Origin of the sequence: Stenotrophomonas maltophilia (assembly GCF_001676385.1) — a bacterium.
GTDB lineage: Bacteria > Pseudomonadota > Gammaproteobacteria > Xanthomonadales > Xanthomonadaceae > Stenotrophomonas > Stenotrophomonas maltophilia_J.
This window is the reverse complement of the sequence record NZ_LYVJ01000001.1, coordinates 128,257-151,009: the sequence shown is the minus strand read 5'-3', so window position 1 is coordinate 151,009 and position 22,753 is coordinate 128,257. Positions and strand designations below refer to the sequence as shown.

Annotated in this window: 21 protein-coding genes; 7 read left to right on the top strand and 14 right to left on the bottom strand. The window is 67.4% G+C overall.

What is annotated here, in order from left to right; genetic code table 11:
* Positions 1-2: 2 nt before the first annotated feature.
* The 6 genes from A9K58_RS00830 to A9K58_RS00805 form a co-directional block, all read right to left on the bottom strand.
* Complete coding sequence (locus tag A9K58_RS00830; RefSeq protein WP_065197523.1) at positions 3-1,331, bottom strand: acetylglutamate kinase; 1,329 nt, start codon at positions 1,329-1,331, stop codon at positions 3-5.
* 75 nt (positions 1,332-1,406) lie between these two features.
* On the bottom strand, positions 1,407-2,504 hold the full coding sequence (locus A9K58_RS00825) for an acetylornithine deacetylase (protein WP_065197522.1): 1,098 nt from the start codon (positions 2,502-2,504) through the stop codon (positions 1,407-1,409).
* Between the two features lie 15 nt (positions 2,505-2,519).
* Positions 2,520-2,960 carry a GNAT family N-acetyltransferase gene (locus A9K58_RS00820; RefSeq protein ID WP_065197521.1) on the bottom strand — a complete coding sequence of 147 codons (441 nt, stop codon included), beginning with the start codon at positions 2,958-2,960 and terminating at the stop codon, positions 2,520-2,522.
* A 54-nt stretch (positions 2,961-3,014) separates the two neighbouring features.
* Complete coding sequence (locus tag A9K58_RS00815; protein ID WP_065197520.1) at positions 3,015-4,208, bottom strand: argininosuccinate synthase; 1,194 nt, start codon at positions 4,206-4,208, stop codon at positions 3,015-3,017.
* A 119-nt stretch (positions 4,209-4,327) separates the two neighbouring features.
* Entirely contained in the window at positions 4,328-5,338 is a 1,011-nt protein-coding gene (locus A9K58_RS00810) for an N-acetylornithine carbamoyltransferase (protein ID WP_065197519.1), read from the bottom strand.
* 307 nt (positions 5,339-5,645) lie between these two features.
* Entirely contained in the window at positions 5,646-6,209 is a 564-nt protein-coding gene (locus A9K58_RS00805) for a glycine zipper 2TM domain-containing protein (protein WP_065197518.1), read from the bottom strand.
* Between the two features lie 189 nt (positions 6,210-6,398).
* On the opposite strand from A9K58_RS00805, the gene cysS reads away from it, so the two are divergent.
* The 3 genes from cysS to A9K58_RS00790 are packed head-to-tail and all read left to right on the top strand — an operon-like array spanning position 6,399 to position 9,523.
* Complete coding sequence (gene cysS, locus A9K58_RS00800) at positions 6,399-7,772, top strand: cysteine--tRNA ligase (RefSeq protein ID WP_065197517.1); 1,374 nt, start codon at positions 6,399-6,401, stop codon at positions 7,770-7,772.
* A gap of 54 nt (positions 7,773-7,826) precedes the next feature.
* On the top strand, positions 7,827-8,279 hold the full coding sequence (locus A9K58_RS00795) for a SufE family protein (RefSeq protein ID WP_065197516.1): 453 nt from the start codon (positions 7,827-7,829) through the stop codon (positions 8,277-8,279).
* Positions 8,276-9,523 (top strand): MFS transporter, encoded by a 1,248-nt coding sequence (locus A9K58_RS00790; protein ID WP_065197515.1) that lies wholly within the window; start codon positions 8,276-8,278, stop codon positions 9,521-9,523. The genes A9K58_RS00795 and A9K58_RS00790 overlap by 4 nt, the downstream gene beginning before the upstream one ends.
* A 588-nt stretch (positions 9,524-10,111) precedes the next feature.
* On the opposite strand, the gene dksA is transcribed toward A9K58_RS00790, so the two are convergent.
* Complete coding sequence (dksA, locus tag A9K58_RS00785) at positions 10,112-11,341, bottom strand: RNA polymerase-binding protein DksA (RefSeq protein WP_065197514.1); 1,230 nt, start codon at positions 11,339-11,341, stop codon at positions 10,112-10,114.
* 272 nt (positions 11,342-11,613) lie between these two features.
* Between dksA and yidD the strand changes: the two genes are divergently transcribed.
* The 3 genes from yidD to A9K58_RS00770 are packed head-to-tail and all read left to right on the top strand — an operon-like array spanning position 11,614 to position 14,064.
* Complete coding sequence (gene yidD / locus A9K58_RS00780; RefSeq protein WP_065197513.1) at positions 11,614-11,868, top strand: membrane protein insertion efficiency factor YidD; 255 nt, start codon at positions 11,614-11,616, stop codon at positions 11,866-11,868.
* A gap of 1 nt (position 11,869) precedes the next feature.
* Complete coding sequence (locus A9K58_RS00775) at positions 11,870-13,216, top strand: dihydroorotase (protein WP_065197512.1); 1,347 nt, start codon at positions 11,870-11,872, stop codon at positions 13,214-13,216.
* On the top strand, positions 13,216-14,064 hold the full coding sequence (locus tag A9K58_RS00770; RefSeq protein WP_065197511.1) for a M23 family metallopeptidase: 849 nt from the start codon (positions 13,216-13,218) through the stop codon (positions 14,062-14,064). Before A9K58_RS00775 ends, A9K58_RS00770 begins: the two co-directional genes overlap by 1 nt.
* Positions 14,065-14,222: 158 nt before the next feature.
* On the opposite strand, the gene A9K58_RS00765 is transcribed toward A9K58_RS00770, so the two are convergent.
* From A9K58_RS00765 to efp, 5 genes are all read right to left on the bottom strand, one after another.
* Complete coding sequence (locus tag A9K58_RS00765) at positions 14,223-14,927, bottom strand: isoprenoid biosynthesis enzyme family protein (RefSeq protein ID WP_065197510.1); 705 nt, start codon at positions 14,925-14,927, stop codon at positions 14,223-14,225.
* An 11-nt stretch (positions 14,928-14,938) separates the two neighbouring features.
* Entirely contained in the window at positions 14,939-15,634 is a 696-nt protein-coding gene (locus A9K58_RS00760; RefSeq protein WP_065197509.1) for a phosphoglycolate phosphatase, read from the bottom strand.
* A complete protein-coding gene (gene ubiG / locus A9K58_RS00755; RefSeq protein ID WP_065197508.1) occupies positions 15,631-16,347 on the bottom strand; it encodes a bifunctional 2-polyprenyl-6-hydroxyphenol methylase/3-demethylubiquinol 3-O-methyltransferase UbiG in 717 nt (238 codons plus the stop codon). Before ubiG ends, A9K58_RS00760 begins: the two co-directional genes overlap by 4 nt.
* 25 nt (positions 16,348-16,372) lie before the next feature.
* On the bottom strand, positions 16,373-17,716 hold the full coding sequence (locus A9K58_RS00750; protein WP_065197507.1) for a TRZ/ATZ family hydrolase: 1,344 nt from the start codon (positions 17,714-17,716) through the stop codon (positions 16,373-16,375).
* A 208-nt stretch (positions 17,717-17,924) separates the two neighbouring features.
* Positions 17,925-18,491 carry an elongation factor P gene (gene efp, locus A9K58_RS00745; protein WP_065197506.1) on the bottom strand — a complete coding sequence of 189 codons (567 nt, stop codon included), beginning with the start codon at positions 18,489-18,491 and terminating at the stop codon, positions 17,925-17,927.
* A 96-nt stretch (positions 18,492-18,587) separates the two neighbouring features.
* Between efp and epmB the strand changes: the two genes are divergently transcribed.
* Positions 18,588-19,628, top strand: coding sequence for an EF-P beta-lysylation protein EpmB (gene epmB / locus A9K58_RS00740; protein WP_196769140.1), 1,041 nt, complete (start codon positions 18,588-18,590; stop codon positions 19,626-19,628).
* Between the two features lie 60 nt (positions 19,629-19,688).
* On the opposite strand, the gene A9K58_RS00735 is transcribed toward epmB, so the two are convergent.
* On the bottom strand, positions 19,689-21,815 hold the full coding sequence (locus tag A9K58_RS00735; protein WP_065197504.1) for a putative bifunctional diguanylate cyclase/phosphodiesterase: 2,127 nt from the start codon (positions 21,813-21,815) through the stop codon (positions 19,689-19,691).
* Positions 21,812-22,741 carry a phosphate/phosphite/phosphonate ABC transporter substrate-binding protein gene (locus tag A9K58_RS00730; RefSeq protein WP_196769139.1) on the bottom strand — a complete coding sequence of 310 codons (930 nt, stop codon included), beginning with the start codon at positions 22,739-22,741 and terminating at the stop codon, positions 21,812-21,814. Before A9K58_RS00730 ends, A9K58_RS00735 begins: the two co-directional genes overlap by 4 nt.
* Between the last annotated feature and the right edge of the window lie 12 nt (positions 22,742-22,753).

The following is a 22,753-nucleotide window of genomic DNA, read 5'->3' as shown; positions in this document are numbered from 1 at the left end:
GATCAGCCCTGCAGGCTCGGGGCGCGCTGGGCGCAGTGGTCGACATAGGTCTTGATACGGTCGATGCCGTCGGCGCCGAACCAGAATACCTTCCAGTGATCCTGCTTGTAGCAGCCATCGGACTCGGCGTAGTAGAAGTGGTTGATCGGGTTGCCATGGCGCGAGCGCCAGAACAGCTGCGGAGTCTCCTCCCGCATCACGTTCCAGACCGCGCGGCCCAGGCCTTCGCCCTGTGCATCATCCAGCACCGCGAACTTGTCCAGGTAAACGCCTTCGGCCTCGTCGGTGAGAATCACCGCGGTACGGTAGTTTTCGCTGACATAGGCACGCAGCAGCCGGGTCTTCTCGAAGTAGCCCGGCACCAGCGAACGGCCGAAACTGGATTCGATCAGGCCTTTCAGGCGCGGCAGGTCCAGCTCGCTCCAGGTGGTGGCACGCAGCACCTTCTCGCCCTTGCGCACCAGCGTACCCGAGCCCTTGTGGGTGAACAGCTCCTTGGCCAGATCGGCCGGGCGGGTGATCGACACCGACGATTCCAGCGGTAGGCGGTCGAGCAGATCCTTGATCTGCTCGATCTTCACCTTCATGCCGCCGTGGATCCACGGCTGCGCGATGAGGTGGTCGTACTCGGTGGACAGGTTGATCGAATCGATCACGTTGCCCTGCTCGTCCAGCAGGCCGCCGGTGCCGGTCAGGAAGATGATCTTGTACGGCTGCAGTTCCTGCACCAGTTCGTTGGCGGCGAAGTCGGCGTTGACGTTGAGGATCTGGCCGCCGGCGGTTTCGCCCAGGCTGGTGATGACCGGGATCGAACCGGCGCGCAGGCTGGCCTCGATCGGCGCCAGGTTGACCTTCTTCACCTCGCCGACCAGGCCGTAGGTGTCCATGTCCAGGTACTCGGCCTCGAACACGCCGCCGGTGATCGACGTGGCGCGCGCGCCATTCTGCTGCAGGGCTTCGACCAGGCGCAGGTTGGACTGCTGGAACACCCGGCGCACGATCGCCAGCGCTTCCGGCGAAGTCACGCGCAGGCCGTTGACGGTCTGCTTCTCGATGCCGGCGGCAGACAGCTCGGCATCCAGCTGCGGGCCGGCGCCATGCAGCACGATCGGGGTCAAGCCGACTTCCTGCAGGAACGACAGCGAGGAGGTCAATGCATCGAGGTCGTCGCGCAGCACCGCGCCGCCCACCTTGACCACGGCGAAACGCTTGGCGTCCAGCTGCGAAAAGCGCTTGAGGTACTGGCTGATCTCCTTCGCGCTGGCCATGCTGGAGAGCAGGCGCACGATGGTCTGGCGGGTCTGGCGGTGGGGCTGGAGGGCAGGAGACATTTCGGTTTCGTCACAGGCGGCGGTCGCCGCGTTGCAGTTCCACCCGGCCGGGGCCGGGCGGCGTTGTAGGGTCGATCAGGCGCCGGCAGCAATGATCCGGTGCACGGCGTCGGTGTAGCGCTGCAGCTGGTCCAGCGTCACGAACTCATCGGCAGTGTGGGCCTGGGCAATGTCACCCGGCCCGAACACCAGCGTGGTGTAACCGGCGGCGGAGAACAGCGAAGCCTCAGTCCAGAAGTCCACCGCGTTGCCGATCGGCAGTTCCAGCGCATCGGCCACGTCCCGCGCCAGCAGGCGGCGGTTCTCGGCCTCGGCGATGTCACCGGCCGGCAGGCTGGGGCCACGGAAGGTTTCGGTGAACAGTGCGGCTTCCGGCTCTGCGAACCCGGCGAAGGTTGCCAGCAGTCCGTCGATGTCCATCGACGGCAGCGGGCGGAAGCCGAAACGCACTTCGGCCGCAGGGGCAATCATGTTGGCCTTGATCCCGCCTTCGACGCGACCGATGTTGAAGCGCAGGCCGGTCAGTCCACCAAAGCGGGCCGAAGCCAGCGATTGCACATGGTCCAGCGCACGGTTGCCCCAGCGCATGGCCTGGTGCAGTGCACTGGCGGCGGCATCCTGCTTGCCCGAAGCATGGCCGGCACGGCCGGCGAACTGCATCAGCACCGAGCTGATGCCCCGGTGCGCAAGCACCGCTTCGCTCATGGTCGGCTCAGCCACCAGCACGGCGTCATAAGGCAACCCACGGGCCAGGAACGCGGCGATGCAGCGCGGATCGTTGGCTTCCTCGTCGCTGGAGAACAGGAACGCGGCATCACCGTTGCTGGCATTGGCCGCCGCCACCAGCGCAGCGGCGGCCCCCTTGATGTCGCACACGCCAAGGCCCACCACCCGGTCATCCAGGTGGCGCATCACATGCGGGTCGGCACTCCAGTGCGGCGAGTCCGGCACCGTATCCAGGTGCACGTTGAACAGGTACTTCGGGGTGCCGCGCACGGCGTACAGGCTGACCGCACCGGCGCCATGGTCGATCACCTCGACGGTGAAGCCGGGCAGGTTCGCGCGCAGGTAGTCGAAGATGCCGCCGGTGGTGATCGCACGTGGCGGGTTGCGGGTGTCGAACGACACCAGGGCCTGGAGGTGCTGCAGGGTCGAAGCGAGCAGGTCGGTCATGGGATCAACAAGGTATTACTCGGCCGAAGCCGGGGCATAGAGGTTCTGGCGCACGATTTCCATCAGCAGCTCGGGCCGTGCCGGCGCGCTGAAGCCAAACGCGGCGTAAAGCCGGTGTGCATCGCTGGTGGCCAGCATGAAGCGGCGCAGGCCCTGCAACTGCGGGTGGGCCATGATCGCCTGCAGCAGTTGCTTGCTGTAACCCTGGCCACGGTGCTGCGGTAACACGAATACATCGGCCAGATAGGCAAAGGTGGCACCGTCGGTGATGACGCGCGCGAACGCGACCTGGCCGAACTCGTCCAGGTAGGCGCCGAAACACAGCGACCCCTTGACCGCCCGTTCCACCACCTCGCGCCCGATGCCCAGGCTCCAATAGGCCTGGGTGGACAGGAACTGGTGGATCAGGGCAACGTCCAGGTGCTGCGGATCGGTGCTGATGCGGAGCGCGCTCATCGATTCATCCGTTTGCCGGCGCCCTGGCCCGCAGTGGACCCGGGCGCCGCGGTTTCAGCGGTTCACTTGCGCATAGAGCGTGGAACTCATGCCGAACAGCTTGATGAAGCCTTCGGCCTCCTCCACGCCCCAGTCGGCCGACTGCGCGTAGGTGGCGCCCTTGGTGTTGAGCAGGTGCGGCGACTTCACCGCCACCGCGTCGACGCGGCCACCGCGGGTCTCCAGCACCACTTCGCCGTTGACCTTGGCCTGCGAGGACTTCAGGAAAGCCTCGATGTCGGTCTTCAGCGGGTCGTGGTAGAAGCCCTCGTACACCAGTTCCACCCACTTGCGCGCCACGTCCGGCTTGAAGCGGTTCTGCTGCTTGGTCAGCACGGCGTCTTCCAGCGCGCGGTGCGCGGCCAGCAGCGAGACCAGGCCCGGGGCCTCGAACACGATACGGCCCTTCAGGCCGATCACGGTGTCGCCGGTGTAGACGCCGCGACCCACGCCGTACGGGGCGAACAGCTTGTTGAGCTGGGCCAGGATCTGCTCGCCCGGCAGCGCCTTGCCGTTCAGTTCGACGGCTTCGCCTTCGACGAACTTCAGGGTCACCGTCAGCGCCTGTTCCGGCCACTCGCTGCGCGGTGCACACCAGCCACGCGCGCCCTCGCCCGGGGCTTCCCAGCGGTCGATCTCGCCGCCGGACATGGTCAGGCCCAGCAGGTTCTCGTTGATGGTGTAGGCCTGCTGCTTGGCGCGCACGCCGAAGCCACGCGCTTCGAGGTACTTCTGCTCGTAGGCACGGGTCTGGGTGTGTTCCTTCTGGATCTCGCGGATCGGCGCGATGATCTGGTAATCGCCCAGCGCCTTCACCGCCAGGTCGAAGCGGACCTGGTCGTTGCCCATGCCCGTGCAGCCGTGGGCGATGATGTTGGTGCCCAGCTCGGCGGCGCGCTTGAGCGCGGCATCGACGATCAGGTAGCGGTCCGAAACCAGCAGCGGGTACTGGCCCTGGTAGCCTTCGCCGGCCCAGACGAACGGCTTGACGAAGCCTTCCCAGATGGCCGGGCCACCATTGACGGTGACGTGGCTGGCCACGCCCAGCTCGGCCGCGCGCTTCTCGATGAAATCACGCTCTTCATCATCCACGCCGCCGGTGTCGGCGAACACGGTGTGCACGTTGTAGCCGCGCTCCTGCAGGTACGGCACGCAGAAACTGGTATCGAGGCCGCCGGAGAAGGCGAGGACGACGTCTTTGTTGCTCATGGGGTCAGGTCCACTTGGGGGATGAGAATTCGGTAGAGCCGACCGTTGGTCGGCTGGAATGTTGGATGCGCCGCTGCGGGAGCAGCCGACCAACGGTCGGCTCTACCCCCTTGTTCGATCTAGCGCCCGGCCACTGCGGCCATGATCGCCTTCTGCACGTGCAGGCGGTTCTCGGCTTCATTGATGGCGATGCATTGCGGCGAATCCATCACCGCGTCGGTGGCCTTCACGTTGCGGCGCAGCGGCAGGCAGTGGCTGAACACGCCGTTGTTGGTCAGCGCCATCTTCCGCTCGTCCACGATGAAGTGCTTGAACTGGTCGCGGATCGGCTTTTCCGGTTCCCAGTTGCCGAAGAACGGCAGCGCGCCCCAGCTCTTGGCATACACCACATCGGCGCCGGCGTAGGCGCTGTCGATGTCATGGCTGACCTTCAGCGAACCGCCGCTCTCGGCCACGTTCTGCTCGGCCCAGCCCATGTAGCGCTCGTCGAGGATGTAATCGGCGGTCGGGCACAGCAGGGTGACGTCCATGCCCATGCGGGTGGCGATGGTCAGGGCCGAATTCGCCACCGCCGTGTTCAACGGCTTGGGGTGATAGGTCCAGGTCAGCACGTACTTCTTGCCGCGCAGGTCGCGGGTGCCGAAGTGCTCCTGCAGGGCCAGGATGTGGGCAAGTTCCTGGCACGGGTGGGTGATGGTCTCCATGTTGATGACCGGCACCGGCGAGTACCTGGCAAAGCTGTTGAGGACGATGTCCTGGCGGTCGTATGCCCAGTCGACGAACTTGGGGAACGCGCGCACGGCGATGATGTCGCAGTAACGGCCCAGCACCTTGGCCACTTCAGCGATGTGCTCCTCGGTCTCCCCCTCCATCACCGTGCCGAGGTTGAACTCGATCGGCCACGCATCCTTGCCCGGCTGCAGCACGACGGCATGGGCGCCGAGCTGGAACGCGCCCAGCTCGAAGCTGGTGCGGGTGCGCATGGACGGGTTGAAGAACACCAGCGCGATCGACTTGCCCTTGAGCTGGTCGCCGAGCTTGTTGCGCTTGAACAGCGCGGCCTGGGCCAGCAGCGCGTCGAGATCGCTGCGGCTCCAGTCCTGGGTGTTCAGGAAGTGCTTGGGGGACATCATCTTTCCTTGCGTGGCGGCGCCGGCTCCGGCGCGGTGGAAGGGAAAAGGTGGAACGAAAAGGTTGCAGTTGCAGTGTTCAGGGAGCTGGAAACGAAAAAACCCAGCCGGCGGGCTGGGTTTTTTCGGACGAACAGCAAAAAGCTCCGGTTACCCAGCGAGAATGTGGGGTTCCGGTCGACGCGCACGCGAGGTCATGCCCGACGCCTGTCGGGCTGCGCTGCTGTCGTGCTGGAAGTCGGTGAGCTTCATGGTCGGCCATCTTTGCACGCAGCCGGGGCCGGCGCAAGAGGCGGGGGTCGCAGAATCAGGGATTGCCGGCAGCGTCCTGCTCAGGGCCGATCCAGGGGGTGATCGATACCCGGATCCTGAGCCGGTTGCCGGGGTCCTCCGGCAGCCGCGAACGGTACTTGGTGCCCTTGTAGACGTAGTCCACGTCATAGGCGATGGGCCGGCGGAATTCGCGCCCCACCGGCACGATGCGGCAGTCGCGGGTCAGCATCGGCCCATTGTTGGCCGGCGCCGGCGCCGGGGCCTCGCTTGCGGCCTCCTCGGACGGCTCCTCGTCGCTGCGCTTGAACATCGAGCGCACCGAGTCCCAGAAGCGGCTGATCCGGCCCTTGTCCTCGACCGGCTCCTCGCCGGTCACGTTGACCGGGGCCAGGGTACGGGTGGAAACCGGTTCGCAGTGCTCCTCGGTACGGGTCGCGCGCAGGACCTGGAACACCGGCTCGACGTTCAGTACCTGGGCATAGTCGAACTTGACGTTCTCCACGATCACCACGCGGTTGCGCGGTTCCGCCTCCTGCGCCTCGGCCACGACGGCCAGTGCCGACAGGCAGGCCAGGGTCAGCAGCGCGGTGGATTTCATGGGCGACGGGAGCAAGGACACGGCGATAGTGTAGGCAGTGGCGAGCGCAAGGGGCTGAACATTACCCGTCCACGCCGCTCCTGCCCACCCCACCCCCGGAGCGGGCCCGGCATCCAGCCGTGCAAACCGGCGTCCCCAAAGGGGCCGACACGTTCTAAAATCACCGGCTTGTCCCCCAGCCACAGCCCCATGACCCTGCGCCTGCACAACAACCTGACTCGCCAGCTCGAACCGTTCACCCCGCTCGATCCGGCCTGTCCGACCCTGTATGTGTGCGGCCCGACGGTCTACAACTACGTGCACATCGGCAACGCGCGCGGCCCGGTGGTGTTCGGCGTGCTGGCCGACCTGCTGCGGCGGCGCTTCGGCGCGCTGCGCTACGCCCGCAACATCACCGACGTGGACGACAAGATCAACACCGCGGCGCGCGAACAGGGGGTGCCGATCAGCGCCATCACCGACCGTTTCGCGGCCGCCTACCGTGAAGACATGGCCGCACTGCGCGTGGCGCCGCCGGACATCGAGCCGGAGGTGACCGCGCACATGCCGCAGATCATCACCATGATCGAGCAGCTGATCGCCAATGGCCATGCCTATGCCGCCGAGGGCCACGTGCTGTTCGCGGTAGCCAGCTTCGACGGCTACGGCAAGCTCTCGCGCCGCGACCCCGAGGAGATGCTGGCCGGTGCCCGCGTCGACGTTGCCCCGTACAAGCGCGACCCGGGCGATTTCGTGCTGTGGAAGCCGTCCAGTGAGGACCTGCCCGGCTGGGAATCCCCCTGGGGCCGTGGCCGCCCGGGCTGGCACATCGAATGCTCGGCGATGGCCGCCGCCCATCTGGGCGAGACCATCGACATCCACGCCGGTGGCGTCGACCTGCAGTTCCCGCACCACGAGAACGAGATCGCACAGAGCGAATGCGCCCACGGCGGCCGGATCTTCGCCCGCTTCTGGCTGCACAACGGCATGCTCAACTTCGGCGGCGCCAAGATGAGCAAATCGCTGGGCAACATCGAGCGCGTGCACGACCTGGTGCGCCAGCATCCGCCGGAAGCGCTGCGCCTGGCCCTGCTGTCGGCCCACTATCGCCAGCCGCTGGACTGGTCCGACGCACTGATCGAACAGTCGGTGCGCACCCTGGACCGCCTGTACGGCACCCTGCGCGAGCTGGCGTCGGTCGAGGCCGGCGCCGTGATCCCGGCCTCCATCGAAGCAACCCTGGACGACGACCTCAATACTCCGCAGGCACTGGCCGAGCTGGCGCGCATCGCCGCCGACGCGCGCCGTGCCACCGATCCGGCTGAACGCACCCGCCTCAAGGGTGAGCTGCTCGGCGCCGGCCTGGCCCTGGGACTGCTGCAGGCCGATCCGGCGCAATGGTTCGGGACCGCTGCGGGCGATGGTGACGACGCACGCATCCAGGGCCTGATCGACGAACGTGCCGCCGCCAAGAGAGCGCGTGACTTCGCCCGCTCCGATGCGCTCCGCGACCAACTGGCTGCGGAGGGTATCGTGCTGGAAGACACCCCGCAGGGCGTGCGCTGGTCGCGCAAGCGCGGCTGACCCGCCCTGCCCCGTGGCCGGTCCGCCGGCCACGCCCCCACCGTAGAGACTGTTGTGACCGACTCCCCGTTCCCGCTTGAACCCACCGCCGCCGAGGCCCAGGCCGCCATCGCCGAGGAATTCGGCTTCTTCGGCGACTGGTCCGAGCGCTACCAGTACCTGATCGACCTCGGCCGCAAGCTGCCGGCTTTCCCGGAAGACTGGAAGACCGAAGAGCATCGCCTGCTCGGCTGCCAGTCCATGGTCTGGATCGTGCCCGAAGGCAACGCGCAGTCGCTGCGCTTCCACGCCATCAGCGATTCGGCCATTGTCTCCGGCCTGATCTTCCTGGCACTGCGCGTGTACTCCGGGCGCTCGGCGCAGGAAATCCTGGCGACCGAGCCAAGCTACATCCAGGACATCGGCCTGGCCCGCCATCTGTCGCCCACCCGCAGCAACGGCGTGGCGGCGATGCTGGCCTTCATCCGCGAGACCGCGCAGGCCCAGCTGCAGCGCGACCCGTCGTGAGCGAACCCGCCACAGCCGAAGACAGCGCGCTGGGCCTGCTGTCCCGGCCCGGTTTCGCCAGGCTGCTGGCGTACCGCATCTTCGCGATGCTGTCCTACCAGGTGGTCGCGGTCACCGTCGGCTGGCACATCTACGAAGTCACCCGCAATCCGTTTTCGCTGGGCCTGGTCGGCCTGGCCGAGGTACTGCCGTTCTTCTGCGTGGCCCCGTTCGCCGGCTACCTGGTAGACCACCTGCCGCGGCGCCGGCTGGGCATGTTCGCCTGTGCCGGGCTGGTCGCCACCGCACTGGTGCTGACCGGGGTCGCCCAAGGTTGGCTGCCGTTTGACGGTGTGTGGCCGATCTATGCCGCCATCGCGCTGACCGGCATGGTCCGCGCCTTCCTGTCGCCGATCTACAACGCGCTGTTCGCCCGCGTGCTGGCCCGTGACCAGTACGCCCGGGGCGCTGGCCTTGGTGCCGTGGTGTTCCAGGCCGGCATGGTCGCCGGGCCCGCATTGGGGGGCGTGCTGGTCGGCTTTGGCGGCAAAGGCCTGTCCTATGCGGTGGCAACGGCCTTTGCGCTGGTGGCGATGGCCTGCCTGGCCACGCTGAAGGTGGAAGAACCGGTGCATGCCGGCCCGGCCGCGCCGATCTTCAAGAGCATTGCTGAGGGCGCCCGCTTCGTGGTCGGCAACCGGATCATGGTCGGCGCGATGGCACTGGACATGTTCTCGGTGCTGCTGGGCGGCGTGGTGGCGATGCTGCCGGCGTTCCTGCATGAGATCCTGCACCATGGCCCGGAGGGCCTGGGCATCCTGCGCGCAATGCCAGCGCTGGGCTCGGTGTGCGTGGGGCTTTGGCTGGCCCGCCACCCGCTGCATCGCAATGCGGGCCGCGTGCTGCTGTTCGCAGTAGCCGGCTTCGGCCTGTGCGTGATCAGCTTCGGGCTGTCACAGCACTTCTGGCTGTCGGCGCTGATCCTGCTGTTCTACGGGGCCTTCGACGGTGTCTCGGTGGTGATCCGCTCGACCATCCTGCAGCTGGCCACGCCGGAAGAAATGCGTGGACGGGTGTCGTCGATCAACGGCATCTTCATCAGCTCATCCAACGAACTGGGCGCCTTCTATGCCGGCACCATGGCGAAGCTGCTGGGCCTGGTGCCCGCGGTGGTACTGGGTGGGTTCGCGGTGCTGAGCGTGGCCGGAATTACCGCGTGGAAGAACCCGACCCTGCGGAAGTTGAATCTGCGTGATCTGCAGTGATCCTGTAGAGCCGAGCCCATGCTCGGCCGCGCATTTGCGCGCGCCCACGCGCCGATAGCGCCGGGCCATGCCCGGCGGCCCTTTTCCGCGACCGCGGCGGGGTGTCACTTTCTTTCGCGAAAAGAAAGTAACCAAAGAAACGCTCCGCCATCCGCGAGCCGGCGCTGCGCGCCGGTGCCCTGTGCTCCTCGGTGAATCAGGGGACGGCGCCGAACTCGCTGCGCTCAAACAGCGGCGCCTCTTCGCCCCTGATTCCCCTGCGGTGCTCGGCTCGCTACAAGGCGGACTCAACAGCCGCGAGCGCACGCATGACCGCTCCTGTCGGCCTGAGCCGAGCGTGGGCTCGGCTCTACATCGGCCGCGCACGCAGGAAACCGTCGAGAGCCTGCGGATGGGTCCGGGCAGGACCGTCCGCGGCATGGATGCCGCGGCCGAGCTTACAGGGATGTACTTGCAGCGTGTCCTGCCCGGACCCACCCGCAGGCTCCACCCGATACCCGGAAGGCGCTGCTCTACACAGCCAACTCGAACCCAACAAAAAACCCGGCCGAGGCCGGGTTTTTCGCATGACCAGACAACGAACTGGAATCAGTCGCCCTGCTGCTTCTGCAGGTGCTCCCAACGCTCCTGGGCATCGATGGTGCGCTCGGCGGTCAGGCGCGCCTCAAGGCGCTCCAGGCCGATCTCTTCACCGGTATCCACGCAGTAGCCGTAATCGCCGGCTTCCAGGCGCTTGAGGGTGCTATCGATCTTGCCGATCAGCTTGCGGTAGCGGTCGCGGGTGCGCAGTTCCAGCGAGTTCTCGGTCTCGCGCGTCGCGCGCTCGGCTTCGTCGCCGATGTCACGCACTTCCTCACGCAGGTTCTCGATGGTCTGCTTGGACTCTTCCACCAGGTCCGCGCGCCAGTTCTGCAGGCGCTGGCGGAAGTATTCCTGCTGCAGCGGGCTCATGTATTCCTCTTCCGGGGACGGCTTGTAGCCGGCCGGCAGGATCGGGCGACCGGTCGCCTCGTCGGTCTTGTACTCGACCACCTTGTACTTGCTGCGCGGGGCCGGCGCCGCCGAGCGGGCGGCCACGGCCACGGCAACCTTGCCAACAGGGCGCGGCACGGTCTTCGGGGCGGAATCGGATTTCACGGCGGTCTTGGCAGGCGATTTCGAAACGGGCACGGGATTCTTGGATTGCGGGGCGGTCGATGCAGCTGGAGCAGCGGCCGGGGCCGGCTTGGAAACCGGTTGGGCTGCTGCCACTGCCGCGGTCTTGGCCGGGACAGGCTTGGCCGGAGCCGGCTTGGCAGCCGGCTTCGGTGCGGACTTCACAACGGGAGCCGGGGCCGGTTTTACGGCCGGCGTGGCTACATTCTTGGTGACTTTCTTTACAGCGGCAGGCTTGGCTGCCGGTTTTGGCGTGGCGGCCTTCTTCGCTGCGGGCTTGGCGACGGGCTTGGCAGCAGCCTTCTTCACCACGGCCTTCGGCGCCGGCTTGGCGGCTGCCTTCTTCGCTGCCGGCTTGACCGGGGCCTTCTTCACCGGCGCAGCCTTGCTGGCCGCCTTCTTCACCGCCGGCGCCTTCTTGCCGGCAGCAGCAGGCTTGGCCTTGGCGGGCGCGGCGGCCTTCTTCGCCGCCGGCCTGGTTGCCTTGGCCGGCGCTTTCTTTGCGGTGGCCTTCCTGGCCGCCGGTTGCGAGGACGCTGCCTTGCTCGCCGGCTTGCTGGCCGGCTTCTTGGCAACGGGCTTTGCCGCCAACTTCTTCACAACAGGCTTGGCGGTTTTCTTGGCGGCCGTTGCGGCCTTCTTTGCAGTTTTTTTAGCAGCCACGAAACGCTCTTCCTTGGATTTCCCGGGGCCCGGGAAAGCGGGCCTTTATAGCCTACCCGACCCGCAGCAGCAACCTCGGCGGCCCCGCTCCATTCAGTCCTGGAGCCAGGGCGCCCAAGGGGCAGTCCGACGAACACGGACCGCCTTGCGCGGTACGGAACCTGGCCAGCGCCCGAAGGCACTGGTACCGGTCGCAGGCCATCGGCGACATGCGACCAACGCCCCATCCTGCACAAATGCGGGCTTCATGCCAACTGGCATAAGATGACTGGGTGATCTCGCGCCTGCTCATTGCCCTGCTGCGCTTCTACAAGCGCTTCATCAGCCCCCTGCTGGGGCCACGCTGCCGTTTCGTGCCGAGCTGTTCTGAATACGCGATGGACGCCATTTCGCGGCACGGTCCACTGCGCGGCAGCTGGTTGGCCGCCCGCCGGCTGGGCCGCTGCCATCCGTTCCATCCCGGTGGCTTCGATCCGGTACCCGGATCCACCGACGCCCCCTCTTGCCGTTGCACAGGAAAACACTGACATGTCCTCCTCCCTCATCACCAACGCGCGCATGGTCAACGAAGGCCGCACCTTCGAAGGCGACCTGCGCATCGAGAACGGCCGCATCGCACAGATCGGCAGCGGGCTGGCGCCGCGCGACGGCGAACAGGTGGTGGACGCGGCCGGGCGCTGGCTGCTGCCCGGCATGATCGATGACCAGGTGCACTTCCGCGAGCCGGGCCTGACCCACAAGGGCGATATCGCCAGCGAATCGGCCGCGGCCGTGGCCGGTGGCCTGACCAGCTTCATGGACATGCCCAACACCAACCCACCGACCCTGGATTCGACCATCCTCGAAGCCAAGTATGAGCTGGCACGCGGCCGCGCCTGGGCCAACTACGGCTTCTACCATGGCGCCAGCAATGACAATCTCGACGCGATCCGCGCCCTGGACCCGAAGAAGGCACCGGGCGTGAAGGTGTTCATGGGCGCCTCCACCGGCAACATGCTGGTCGACAACCCGGAAACGCTGGATGCGATCTTCCGCGAGTGCCCGACCCCGATCATCACGCATTGCGAAGACACGCCGATGATCGATGCCAACCTCAAGGCCTTCCAGGAAAAGTACGGCGATGCACTGACTCCGGACATGCACCCGGACATCCGCTCGCGCGAGGCCTGCATCAAGTCGACCCGGCTTGCGATGTCGTTGGCACGCAAGCACGGCACCCGGCTGCACGTGCTGCACATCTCCACCGCCGATGAGCTGGCGCTCTTCGAGAAGGGGCCCCTGATCCGCGCCGACGGCAGCCGCAAGCAGATCACCGCCGAAACCTGCGTGCACTTCCTGCACTTCGCGCGGCCGGACTATGCGACCAAGGGCAACCTGATCAAGTGCAACCCGGCGATCAAGGAAGTGTCCGACCGCGAGGCGATCACCGCCGCGCTGGCCGACGACGTGCTGGACGTGCTGGCCACCGACCACGCACCGCATACCTGGGACGAGAAGCAGAAGCCTTACGCGCAGGCACCGTCGGGCCTGCCGCTGGTGCAGTACGCGCTGGTCGCGGCGCTGGAGCGCGTGCACGAAGGCAAGCTGACCCGCGAGCAGGTGGTACAGAAGTTCGCGCATGCTCCGGCCCAGCTGTTCGACGTCGAGGAGCGCGGCTTCCTGCGCGAAGGCTACTTCGCCGACCTGGTACTGGTCGAAGACGTACCGTTCACCGTCAAGCGCGAGGACGTGTTGTCCAAGTGCGGCTGGTCGCCGTTCGAAGGCACTACCTTCCGTTCGCGCATTGCCTCCACCTGGGTCAACGGCCAGTTGGTGTGGGACGGCAGCAAGCTGGTGGGCCAGCCCGCCGGCCAGCGCATGACCTACGACCGCTGATGCGTTCGGCACTGATGATCGGCGCGCTGCTGCTGGCGGCGCCCCTGTTTTCCACAACGCCGGCGCGGGCGCAGGATGGCATCGGCAGCCTGATCGACAGCCGCGTGGTGTTTCCGGCCAGTGCCTCGCAGGGCGCGATGGTGATCGGCAAGGTACCCGCCGGCAGCCGCGTGCAGTACGCCGGACGCCAGTTGCGGGTGAGCGGCTATGGCAGCGTGGTGTTCGGCATCGGTCGCGACGAGAAGGGCCCCTTGCGCGTGCAGGTGCAACGTCCCGATGGCGGCAGCGAGACCGCGACCATCGCGGTGACGCCGCGCGACTGGCCGACCGAACGGGTCAACGGCGTGCCACCGAAGACCGTCAATCCGCCGCCCGCGATTGCCGAGCGGATCAAGCGCGAACAAGCGCAGGTGACCGCCGCGCGTGCCCGCGATGACGACCGCACCGACTTCACCCAGACCTTCATCTGGCCGGTGCAGGGCCGCATCAGCGGTCGCTTCGGCAATGCGCGCGTGTACAACGGCCAACCCGGCGCCGGTCATTCCGGCATGGACATCGCGGTGCCGACCGGGACCCCGGTGAAGGCACCGGCGGCCGGTATCGTCACCTTCGCCGGCCCGGACCTGTACCTGACCGGCGGCACCCTGCTGATCGACCACGGCTTCGGGGTCAGTTCCAATTTCCTGCACCTGTCGCGCATCGACGTGAAAGTTGGAGATCGCGTCGAACAGGGCCAGGTGATCGCCGCCGTCGGTGCCACCGGCCGTGCCACCGGCCCGCACCTGCACTGGGGCATGAACTGGTTCGACACCCGTATCGACCCGCTGCTGGTGCTGGAACGTAAATAACACCCATCGCCCGGTGCAGTGGTGAGCTGCTGTTGTAGAGCCGAGCCCACGCTCGGCTTCTGTGGCGCAGGGATGCGCCGAGCATGGGCTCGGCCCTACAGACGGCATTCAATCATCCGCGCGCGGTAGCGCCGGGCCATCCCCGGCGAAGCGCCGGATCAACCGCGCGCGGCCCACCACACGCGCAGCAGGGTGCGCACTGGCGTGGCTTCAATCGGCTTGCCGGCGGCCCGCGCCGCCACGCGCGCACGCGCCAGGCTGGACCACACGCGGCGCGGGCGCGGGCCGGGCACGCGGCTGCCCCAGCCCTTCAGCAGATGCTGTGCCCAGCGCTGCGCGGCGGTACTGGAATCCTGATCCAGCAGGCTGCGCGGTACAACGGCCACGCCGGCATCCTGCAGGCGCTGGGCCAGGGTCTGCAGCTGCACCGCACGACCGGCGCCGGCACGCGGCTGGTCGGCAAACAGCGCCACTTCCACCGCCGCCACCGCTTCGGCGTAATTGGCCAGCGCGCGCTCGGCGCCCGCCGCATCCAGCGCGACGGTGCGCGCTTCGACCAGATCCGGCAGCGCCTCGGCCAGCTGCGCCCAGGGTGCCCGTACCGGCTCCAGCAGACGGCCCAGCGGATGGCGCGAACGCTGCGCGGCCCAGCTGCGCAGTTCCTCGCCCCACCACGCCAGCTTGGCGTCGGCCGGCAGCGGATCGCTGCTGGTGTTGAGCATGTCGTCGAATTCCTGCAGCAGCGCAAACCATGCCACCGCAAGCTCGCGTTGCGATTCGGCCACGAACGGGGCGGCCACCGACCATTCCGGCCAACGGCTGCGCCACTTGTCGAGGAAACTGTCCAGCGCGGTACTGCTCACTACGGTATTCCTTACGGCTGGGCCGGGGGCGCCGGCCGGGTCGGCCAGAGGCTGGCCAGTTGCAGGAGTTCGGCGTTCTCGACCAGCACGTCGGCCTGCCAGGCCAGCGGGTCGTCGCTGTGCAGGCGGTAGCCCCACAATGCCGCCACCGATGGCATGGCTGCAGCGCGCGCGGCGATGATGTCGCGCTCATCGTCACCCACGTACACGCAGTCTCCGGCAGGGACGCCGATGGCCTGCGCGGCGTGCAGCAACGGCAACGGATGCGGCTTGCGCTCGGCCAGGCTGTCGCCGCCCACGAGGACCGCGCAGCGCTGCTGCCAGCCATGTTGCGGCAGAATCAGGCGCGCCAGGTACTCGGGCTTGTTGGTGACGATGCCCCATGCCGTGCCGGCCTCATCCAGCGCCCCCAGCATGCCGGCCACGCCATCGAACAGCACCGCGTGCTGGCCGATCAGCGCTTCGTAGCGCCGCAGGAATTCCGGGATCAACGCATCGCGCGCAGCGGCATCCAGGTCAGGGAAGGCGGCACCGACCATTGCACGCGACCCCTTGGAGACCACCGGGCGCAGCTGCGCCGGATCGACCGGCGCGCGGCCACGCTCGGCCAGCATCGCATTGCAGGTGGCGACGAAGTCCGGCGCGCTGTCCAGCAGGGTGCCATCCAGATCGAACAGCACTGCTCGCGGGAAGCGGGCGGCGGTCATGCCGGCTTGACCGCGTAGGCCAGGTAGTTGATATCGGTACGGTGGCTCAGGCGGGCATGGTTGCGCCACGGCTCGTAGGCCATGCCACTCACGTCCACCAGCTGCAGGCCGGCCTCGCGCAGCCAGCGCGCCAGCTCGGCGGGCTTGATGAACTCCTGGTAGTGGTGGGTGCCCTTGGGCAGCAGCCGCGCCACGTACTCGGCACCGACGATCGCTACCGCGAAGGCGGCGGCGGTGCGGTTGATGGTCGACAGGAACAGATGACCGCCCGGCTTCAGCAGGCGCTTGCAGGCCTCGATGATCGCGCCTGGATCCGGCACATGCTCGAGCATCTCCATGCAGGTGACCACGTCGAAGCTGCCCGGCTGCTCCGCAGCAAGGTCCTCGGCGGCCTGCACCCGGTAGTCGACCTTGGCCCCGCTTTCCAGCGCGTGCAGGCGTGCGACCTTGACCAGCTCCGGGGCCAGGTCGATGGCAGTGACGTCGGCACCGGCCTGCGCCAGCGCTTCGCTCAACAGGCCACCACCGCAGCCGATGTCGAGCACGCGCGCGCCGCGCAGCGGCACGCGGTCGGCCACGTACTTCAGCCGCACCGGGTTCAGCGCATGCAGCGGCTTCTGCGGGCCGTCGGCGTCCCACCAGCGGTTGGCCAGCGCGGCGAACTTGTCCAGCTCGGCCTGATCGAAATTGGAGGATGCGTGGGGGGCAGTCATGTGGAAGTCCTTGCAGCGCCGGGGTTCAGGCGCGGATATGACGGATGCGCTCGCGCCACTGGCGCGCGTTGGCGATGATGCCCGGCAGGTCCATGCCGACCAGCTCGCGCTGCACCAGCTTCGGCTGGCCGGCAATCCAGACGTCGCTGACCTGCTGGCGGCCGGTGGCGTACACCAGCTGCGACAACACATTGTGCAGCGGCTGGGTTTCCAGCGCGGACAGATCGACGCAGACCAGGTCGGCCTGCTTGCCGGCTTCGATCGAACCGATACGGTCACCGAAGCCCAGCGCGCGGGCGCCGCCCAGCGTGGACGCACGCAGCGTCGTGGCCGCGTCCAGGGCAGTGGCATCGTCGGCCACGGCCTTGGCCAGGATGGCCGCCGTGCGGTTCTCGCTGAACATGTCCAGGTCGTTGTTGCTGGCGCAGCCGTCGGTGCCGATCGCCAGGTTCACGCCGGCGCGCTGCAGGGCACAGGCCGGGCAGAAACCCGACGCCAGCTTCAGGTTGGACTCCGGGCAATGCACCACGCTGACGCCACGCTCGGCGCACAGGTGGATCTCCGCATCGGTCAGCTGGGTCATGTGCACCGCGATCAGGCGGTCATTGACCAGGCCGAGCCGATCCAGCCGCGCCAGCGGGCGCTGGCCGTGCAGCTTGATCGAATCGTTGATCTCCTGCGCGGTCTCATGGGTGTGCAGGTGCACCTGCATGTCGAGCTGGTCGGACAGCATCCGCACCCGCTCGAAATTGGCGTCGTTGACGGTATACGGCGCATGCGGCGCGAACGCGGTGCCGATCAACGGATCGGTGCGCCATTGATCATGCAGTTCGCCGGCCTTGGCGAAGTACTCGTCATCGCTCTTCGCCCAGGCCGTGGGGAAGTCGATGATGACCGCGCCGACCAGCGCGCGGAAACCGTGCTTCCTGTAGACCGCGGCCTGCACGTCACCGAAGAAGTAGTTCTCGTTGGCGCAGGTGGTACCGCCGCGGAGCATCTCGGCGATGGCCAGGGTGGTGCCGTCGGCGACGAACTCCGGGCCGATCACTGCGGCCTCCACCGGCCAGATATGCTGCTGCAGCCAGGTCATCAGCGGCAGGTCGTCGGCGATGCCACGCAGCAGGGTCATCGGGTTGTGCGTGTGCGCGTTGACCAGGCCGGGCATCAGCGCGGCCTGGGGGCGGCTGACCACCTGGGCGGCACGGAATCGCGCGCGGGCCTCGGCGCGCGGCAGGATGGCGACGATTTCGCTGCCACGCACGGCCACGGCATGGTCTTCGAGCACCACCGCATGCGGCTCGATCGGGACCACATAACCGGCTTCGATGAGCAGGTCGCAGGCTTCGGGGAGGTGCGGGCTATCGCTCATGCAGGCTCACTGGCAGTGGGGGCGGCGAGATGCTTCTGGGGGGACACGCCCCTGGGACAGGGGCTGCCGCGAAGCGGCGGGGTCTGGAGACTCGTGAAACGGGGCCCATGATCTGCCGAAGCAGATCATGGGAGCGCCAGCGCGAATGCGATGGCGCGTACCCGAGCATGGCTCGGCTCTACAGTAAGGCCGGCCTACGGCCGGAACCTTATTTGACGCGTGCCGAGTATTCGCCCGAACGGGTATCGACGCGGATCACTTCGTCCTGGTTGACGAACAGCGGCACGCGGACCACGGCGCCGGTTTCCAGGGTGGCCGGCTTGCCGCCGCCGCCCGAGGTGTCGCCACGGACGCCCGGATCGGTTTCGGTGATCTTCAGTTCGACGAAATTCGGCGGCTGCACGAAGATCGGCTCACCGTTCCACAGGGTGACCACGCAGGACTCTTCGCCCTTCAGCCACTTCTCGGCGCCGCCCATGCCGGCCTTGGTGGCCTGCACCTGCTCGAAGGACTCCGGGTCCATGAAGTGCCAGTACTCACCGTCGCTGTACATGTAGTTCATGTCGGTGTCGACGACATCGGCCGCTTCCAGCGAGTCGGTCGACTTCATGGTGATTTCCTGGGTACGGCCGTCCTTGATCAGGCGGTACTTCACGCGGGTGAAGGCCTGGCCCTTGCCCGGCTTGACGTATTCGGTGTCAGTGATGACGGCCGGTTGATTGTTGACCAGGATCTTCATCCCGTTCTTGACGTCGTTCATGCCGTAGCTGGCCATGCGTAAACTCCTCAGTGGCGAAAACGCCGCGGGTGCGGCGAGCCGTTAGAATGGAAAGCCCACCGGGTGTCGGTGGGCGACTGTTTTTCTGCCCCCATGATAACCGCAGGCCCCCTCTCCATGCAGCTTTCCGCCTTCCCCCGGCCCCAGTCGCCCGGCGCGCCCGCACGCTGGCAGCAGCTCTGGCGCCAGGCGCTGCGCGACCCGCACGCCCTGTTGGAACGGCTGGAACTGGATCCCGCCTCGCTGGGTGTCTCGGAGGCCGCCATGGCCCAGTTCGCGCTGCGCGTACCGGAGGGTTTCGTGGCCCGCATGCGCAAGGGAGACCCCACCGACCCGCTGCTGCGCCAGGTGCTGCCGGTCGACGAGGAAATGCGCCCGGCGCCCGGGTTCAGCTTCGATGCGGTGGGCGACGGCGCGGCCAGGAAGGCCACCGGCGTCATCCAGAAGTACCGTGGGCGTGTCCTGCTGGTCGCCACCGGCAGCTGCGCGATCAACTGCCGGTACTGCTTCCGCCGCCACTTCGACTACGGCACCGAGAACGCCGCCAGGGGCAGCTGGCAGGAAGCGGTGGAGGCCATCGCCGCCGACCCCGACATCGACGAGGTGATCCTGTCCGGCGGCGACCCGCTGTCGCTGGCCACGCACAAGCTGGTCGAACTGACCGATGCCCTGCGCGCGATCCCGCATATCCGCCGCCTGCGCATCCACAGCCGCCTGCCGATCGTGCTGCCGGAGCGCGTGGACGATGAGCTGGTCTCCTGGCTGGGCGCCCTGCCGTGGCCGCTGGCGATCGTGGTCCACGCCAACCATGCCAACGAATTCGACGCCAGCGTGGACGCGGCGATGGCACGCCTGCGAGGTACCGGTGCGCAGCTGCTGAACCAGGCGGTGCTGCTGCGCGGGGTCAATGACAGCGTGCCGGCCCTGCAGGCACTGAGCGAGCGCAGCTTCTCCGCCGGCGTGCTGCCCTACTACCTGCACCAGCTGGACCGGGTCGAGGGCGTGGCCCACTTTGAAGTGGACGACAGCCAGGCCAAGGCGCTGATCGATGGACTGACCGCGCGCCTGTCCGGCTACCTGGTTCCGAAACTGGTGCGCGAGCTGCCCGGCGATCCGAGCAAGCGCCCGGTGTAGCGCGGGACCGGGGTCCGATTCCCTTTCCCGTGGAGAAGGAATCGGACCCCAAGCCAACACCTACAACCCCGACTCGATCATCCGCACCACCTCGGTGGCGGTGACCGGGTGGCTCAGCCAGTAGCCCTGGCCCAGATCGCAACCGCGCTGGACCAGCAGTTCAAACTGCGCCTGCTGCTCGATGCCCTCGGCAACCACGGTGATGCCCAGTGCGTGCGCCATGGCGATGATCGCCGTGGTCAGCGCCAGGTCGTCGGGATCCCGTTGCATGTCGGCGACGAAGCTCTTGTCGATCTTCACTCCGTCCACGGGTACCTGGCGCAGGTGGCTGAGGCCGGAGAAGCCGGTGCCGAAATCATCCAGCCACACCTTCACGCCGGTACGGTGCAGCTTGTCCAGCAGCTGCGCGGCGACCATCTCGTCACCGATCACTGCGGTTTCGGTCAGTTCAAGGTGCAGGCGCGAGGCTGGCAGCCCGGACTCATGCAGGCACTGCGCGACCAGCGCCGGCAGCTCACCGCCCCGCAGCTGCCGTGGTGACACGTTCACCGATACGAACGGATCGTCTCCCGCCGCTCCGCGTGGCCACTGCGCGGCCTCGATGCAGGCCGCACGCAGCACCTTCGGGCCGATGATCTCGATCAGGCCACTCTGCTCGGCCACTTCGATGAACACCGATGGCGGAATCGTACCCAGGGTCGGGTGCTGCCAGCGCAGCAGAACTTCGACGCCCACCATGCGGCGGTCGCGCATGCGGAAGATCGGCTGGTAGGCCAGGCGCAGCTCGCCGCGCTCCCAGGCCCCGCGCAGCTCCTGTTCCATGTGCACGCGGCGCTCGACGGCATGATCCATCGCCCGGCTGTAATAGCGATAGCAGTTCTTGCCGGCCATCTTCGCCTGGTACATGGCGATATCGCCGTTCTTCAGCAGCGTGGTCGCATCGGCGGCGTCGTCGGGGAACAGGGTCACCCCGATCGAGGTCCCCAGGAACAGCTCCCTGCCCTGCACGACCAGCGGTTTGCCCAGCTCACGCACCAGTACTTCAGCCAGCAGCCGCGCGTTCGCGGCCACGTCGCCATCGCCGACCAGGATCACGAACTCGTCGCCTCCGAAGCGGGCCAGCAGGGCTTCGTCGCCACCGGCCTCGGTGACCGCGCGGCCGATGCGTTGCGAGAACTGCAGCAGGGCTTCATCGCCGGCCTCATGGCCGAGCGTGTCATTGACCCGCTTGAAATCATCGATGTCGGCAAACAGCAGGCCCAACCGATGGTTCGAGGCACGCGCGGCCATCAACCGATGGTCAAGCGCCTCGCGGAACGCCAGGCGGTTGGTCAGCCCGGTCAACGCATCGGTATAGGCCATCCGGCGCACCTCGCGATCATGGCGGGCAATCGCGTCGCGCATGCGGGCGAAGCCACGCACCAGCTCGCCAACTTCGTCATCCCGCGTGTTCTCCGCCAGCGGCACCTGGTAGTCACCGGCCTCGATGCGGCGCGCGGCTGCGGCGAGATCGCGGATCGGCGCAACCAGAGTGCGCTGCACGTACGCGATCACCGCCACGCCGATCACCACCAGCAGGCCCAGCATCAGCAGCAACCAGCCCAGGTGCCGGCTGCCGACCTGCTGCAGGCGCTCGCCCAGGGTCGCGTTGGCGGCCGCCTCGCGCTGCCTGACCTGGTCCAGCGCCATGCCGACACGGACCCCGCCGATGCGCTTGTTGCCGATCATGATCGGCATCGTATTGTCGAGCACCGTCGGCGACGCCTGCACCATCAGTGACTGCGCGGCAACCGCCTTCGCGGCGAGCGGATCGGTCATCGGCTGGCCGAAGCCGGGCATTTCGACCGAACCGTCATGCACCAGCAGGCCGCGTTGATCAAATACCTGCACGTAGCGCACCACCGGCTGGCGCGAAACGCTGCGCGCCAGGGCACCGACCTGGTCCAGGTCGTGGTAGTAAAGGGGGTTGGCCAGCGCGTCGGACAGCTCGCGTGCCATGGCCTCGCCACGGCTGCGCACACTGCGGTCAAACAGTTCATGGATGACGCTGCCACTGAGATTGCGCACCTCCGCCTGCATCGCCGCCTGGCGTCCCAGCAGCACCGCCAGGATCGAGACCACCACGATCATCGCCCCGCCCATCGCGAGCAGGAACCGGGCCTGCATCCCCGAGCCAAGCCACTTCATTCCACTTCCATCCGCACGCGCGCCAATCCTTGTTTCAATTCATCCAGCCGCTGCTGCGCATGCGCATCGACGCGGTGGAAACCGGAAGTACCAAAAAACCGATGCAACGCCTCCTGCGCCTGCGGATCGCTCGCCGCCTGCAGCAGGATGTCCTGCAGGCGATCGCGCACCTTCGGGTCGAGGTCGGCACGCACCATCTCCACGGCACGCGGGTAGGGTTCGGTACGCAGCAGTTCGCGGAAATCCCGCCGGAACGCCGCCGGTACCCGGCGCTGATCGTCCCAGTCCACGCTGCTTACCGCCCCCGCCTCCACCACGCCCTTGTGCACGTACGTCGCGATGTTCAACTCGCTCCTTGCGAACACATAGCCCACGCAGTCGGGGCCTGGCACGTCCCACACCCCGGCCAGGATCTGCGGCGACAGCCCCTCCTCCAGCAACGTCATCACCGGCACCAGGTAGGCGCTGGTGGACGCCGTGTTCTGCAGCGCCAGGCGCCGCCCGTGCAGGTCCCGCAGGCGCTGGATCGGACTGTCGCTCCGCACGAAGAACACCGTCTGGTACTCGCGCACGCCATTGCGCTCGGTCAGCAGCAGTGGCCGGGCGCCACTGCGCTGGCCCAGCGCCATTGCCGCGCCGGAGGTCTCCGTGACCCAATCGACCCGTCCCCGCCGCAGATAGCTGGCCATCTGCTGGGGATCGCGTGCCATCAGGATCCGTCCCTCCTTGATGCCGACGTCGTGCATGCGTGCCACCACGTAGTCCAGCAACGGCTGCAGCTGCGCGTAGTGGGCCTTGGGATCGTCGCTGATCCGGCCCAGCACCAGCACCGGATCCGTTGCCGCACGCACCGTTCCGGCCAGCATGAGCATGGCCAGGCCCAGCAGCCCCCCCTGCATTGCCTTTCGCAGACCCGACACAGGCATATCCCCCCTGGG

Coding starts and splice junctions, on each gene's coding strand:
- A9K58_RS00735 (WP_065197504.1), bottom strand. CDS start 21,815: ATGAAGTGGCTTGGCTCGGGGATGCAGGCCCGGTTCCTGCTCGCGATG.
- A9K58_RS00815 (WP_065197520.1), bottom strand. CDS start 4,208: ATGAGCAACAAAGACGTCGTCCTCGCCTTCTCCGGCGGCCTCGATACC.
- A9K58_RS00805 (WP_065197518.1), bottom strand. CDS start 6,209: ATGAAATCCACCGCGCTGCTGACCCTGGCCTGCCTGTCGGCACTGGCC.
- ubiG (WP_065197508.1), bottom strand. CDS start 16,347: ATGACTGCCCCCCACGCATCCTCCAATTTCGATCAGGCCGAGCTGGAC.
- A9K58_RS00770 (WP_065197511.1), top strand. CDS start 13,216: ATGCGTTCGGCACTGATGATCGGCGCGCTGCTGCTGGCGGCGCCCCTG.
- A9K58_RS00730 (WP_196769139.1), bottom strand. CDS start 22,741: ATGCCTGTGTCGGGTCTGCGAAAGGCAATGCAGGGGGGGCTGCTGGGC.
- cysS (WP_065197517.1), top strand. CDS start 6,399: ATGACCCTGCGCCTGCACAACAACCTGACTCGCCAGCTCGAACCGTTC.
- A9K58_RS00825 (WP_065197522.1), bottom strand. CDS start 2,504: ATGACCGACCTGCTCGCTTCGACCCTGCAGCACCTCCAGGCCCTGGTG.
- A9K58_RS00830 (WP_065197523.1), bottom strand. CDS start 1,331: ATGTCTCCTGCCCTCCAGCCCCACCGCCAGACCCGCCAGACCATCGTG.
- A9K58_RS00775 (WP_065197512.1), top strand. CDS start 11,870: ATGTCCTCCTCCCTCATCACCAACGCGCGCATGGTCAACGAAGGCCGC.
- A9K58_RS00750 (WP_065197507.1), bottom strand. CDS start 17,716: ATGAGCGATAGCCCGCACCTCCCCGAAGCCTGCGACCTGCTCATCGAA.
- epmB (WP_196769140.1), top strand. CDS start 18,588: ATGATAACCGCAGGCCCCCTCTCCATGCAGCTTTCCGCCTTCCCCCGG.
- efp (WP_065197506.1), bottom strand. CDS start 18,491: ATGGCCAGCTACGGCATGAACGACGTCAAGAACGGGATGAAGATCCTG.
- A9K58_RS00760 (WP_065197509.1), bottom strand. CDS start 15,634: ATGACCGCCGCCCGCTTCCCGCGAGCAGTGCTGTTCGATCTGGATGGC.
- A9K58_RS00820 (WP_065197521.1), bottom strand. CDS start 2,960: ATGAGCGCGCTCCGCATCAGCACCGATCCGCAGCACCTGGACGTTGCC.
- A9K58_RS00810 (WP_065197519.1), bottom strand. CDS start 5,338: ATGTCCCCCAAGCACTTCCTGAACACCCAGGACTGGAGCCGCAGCGAT.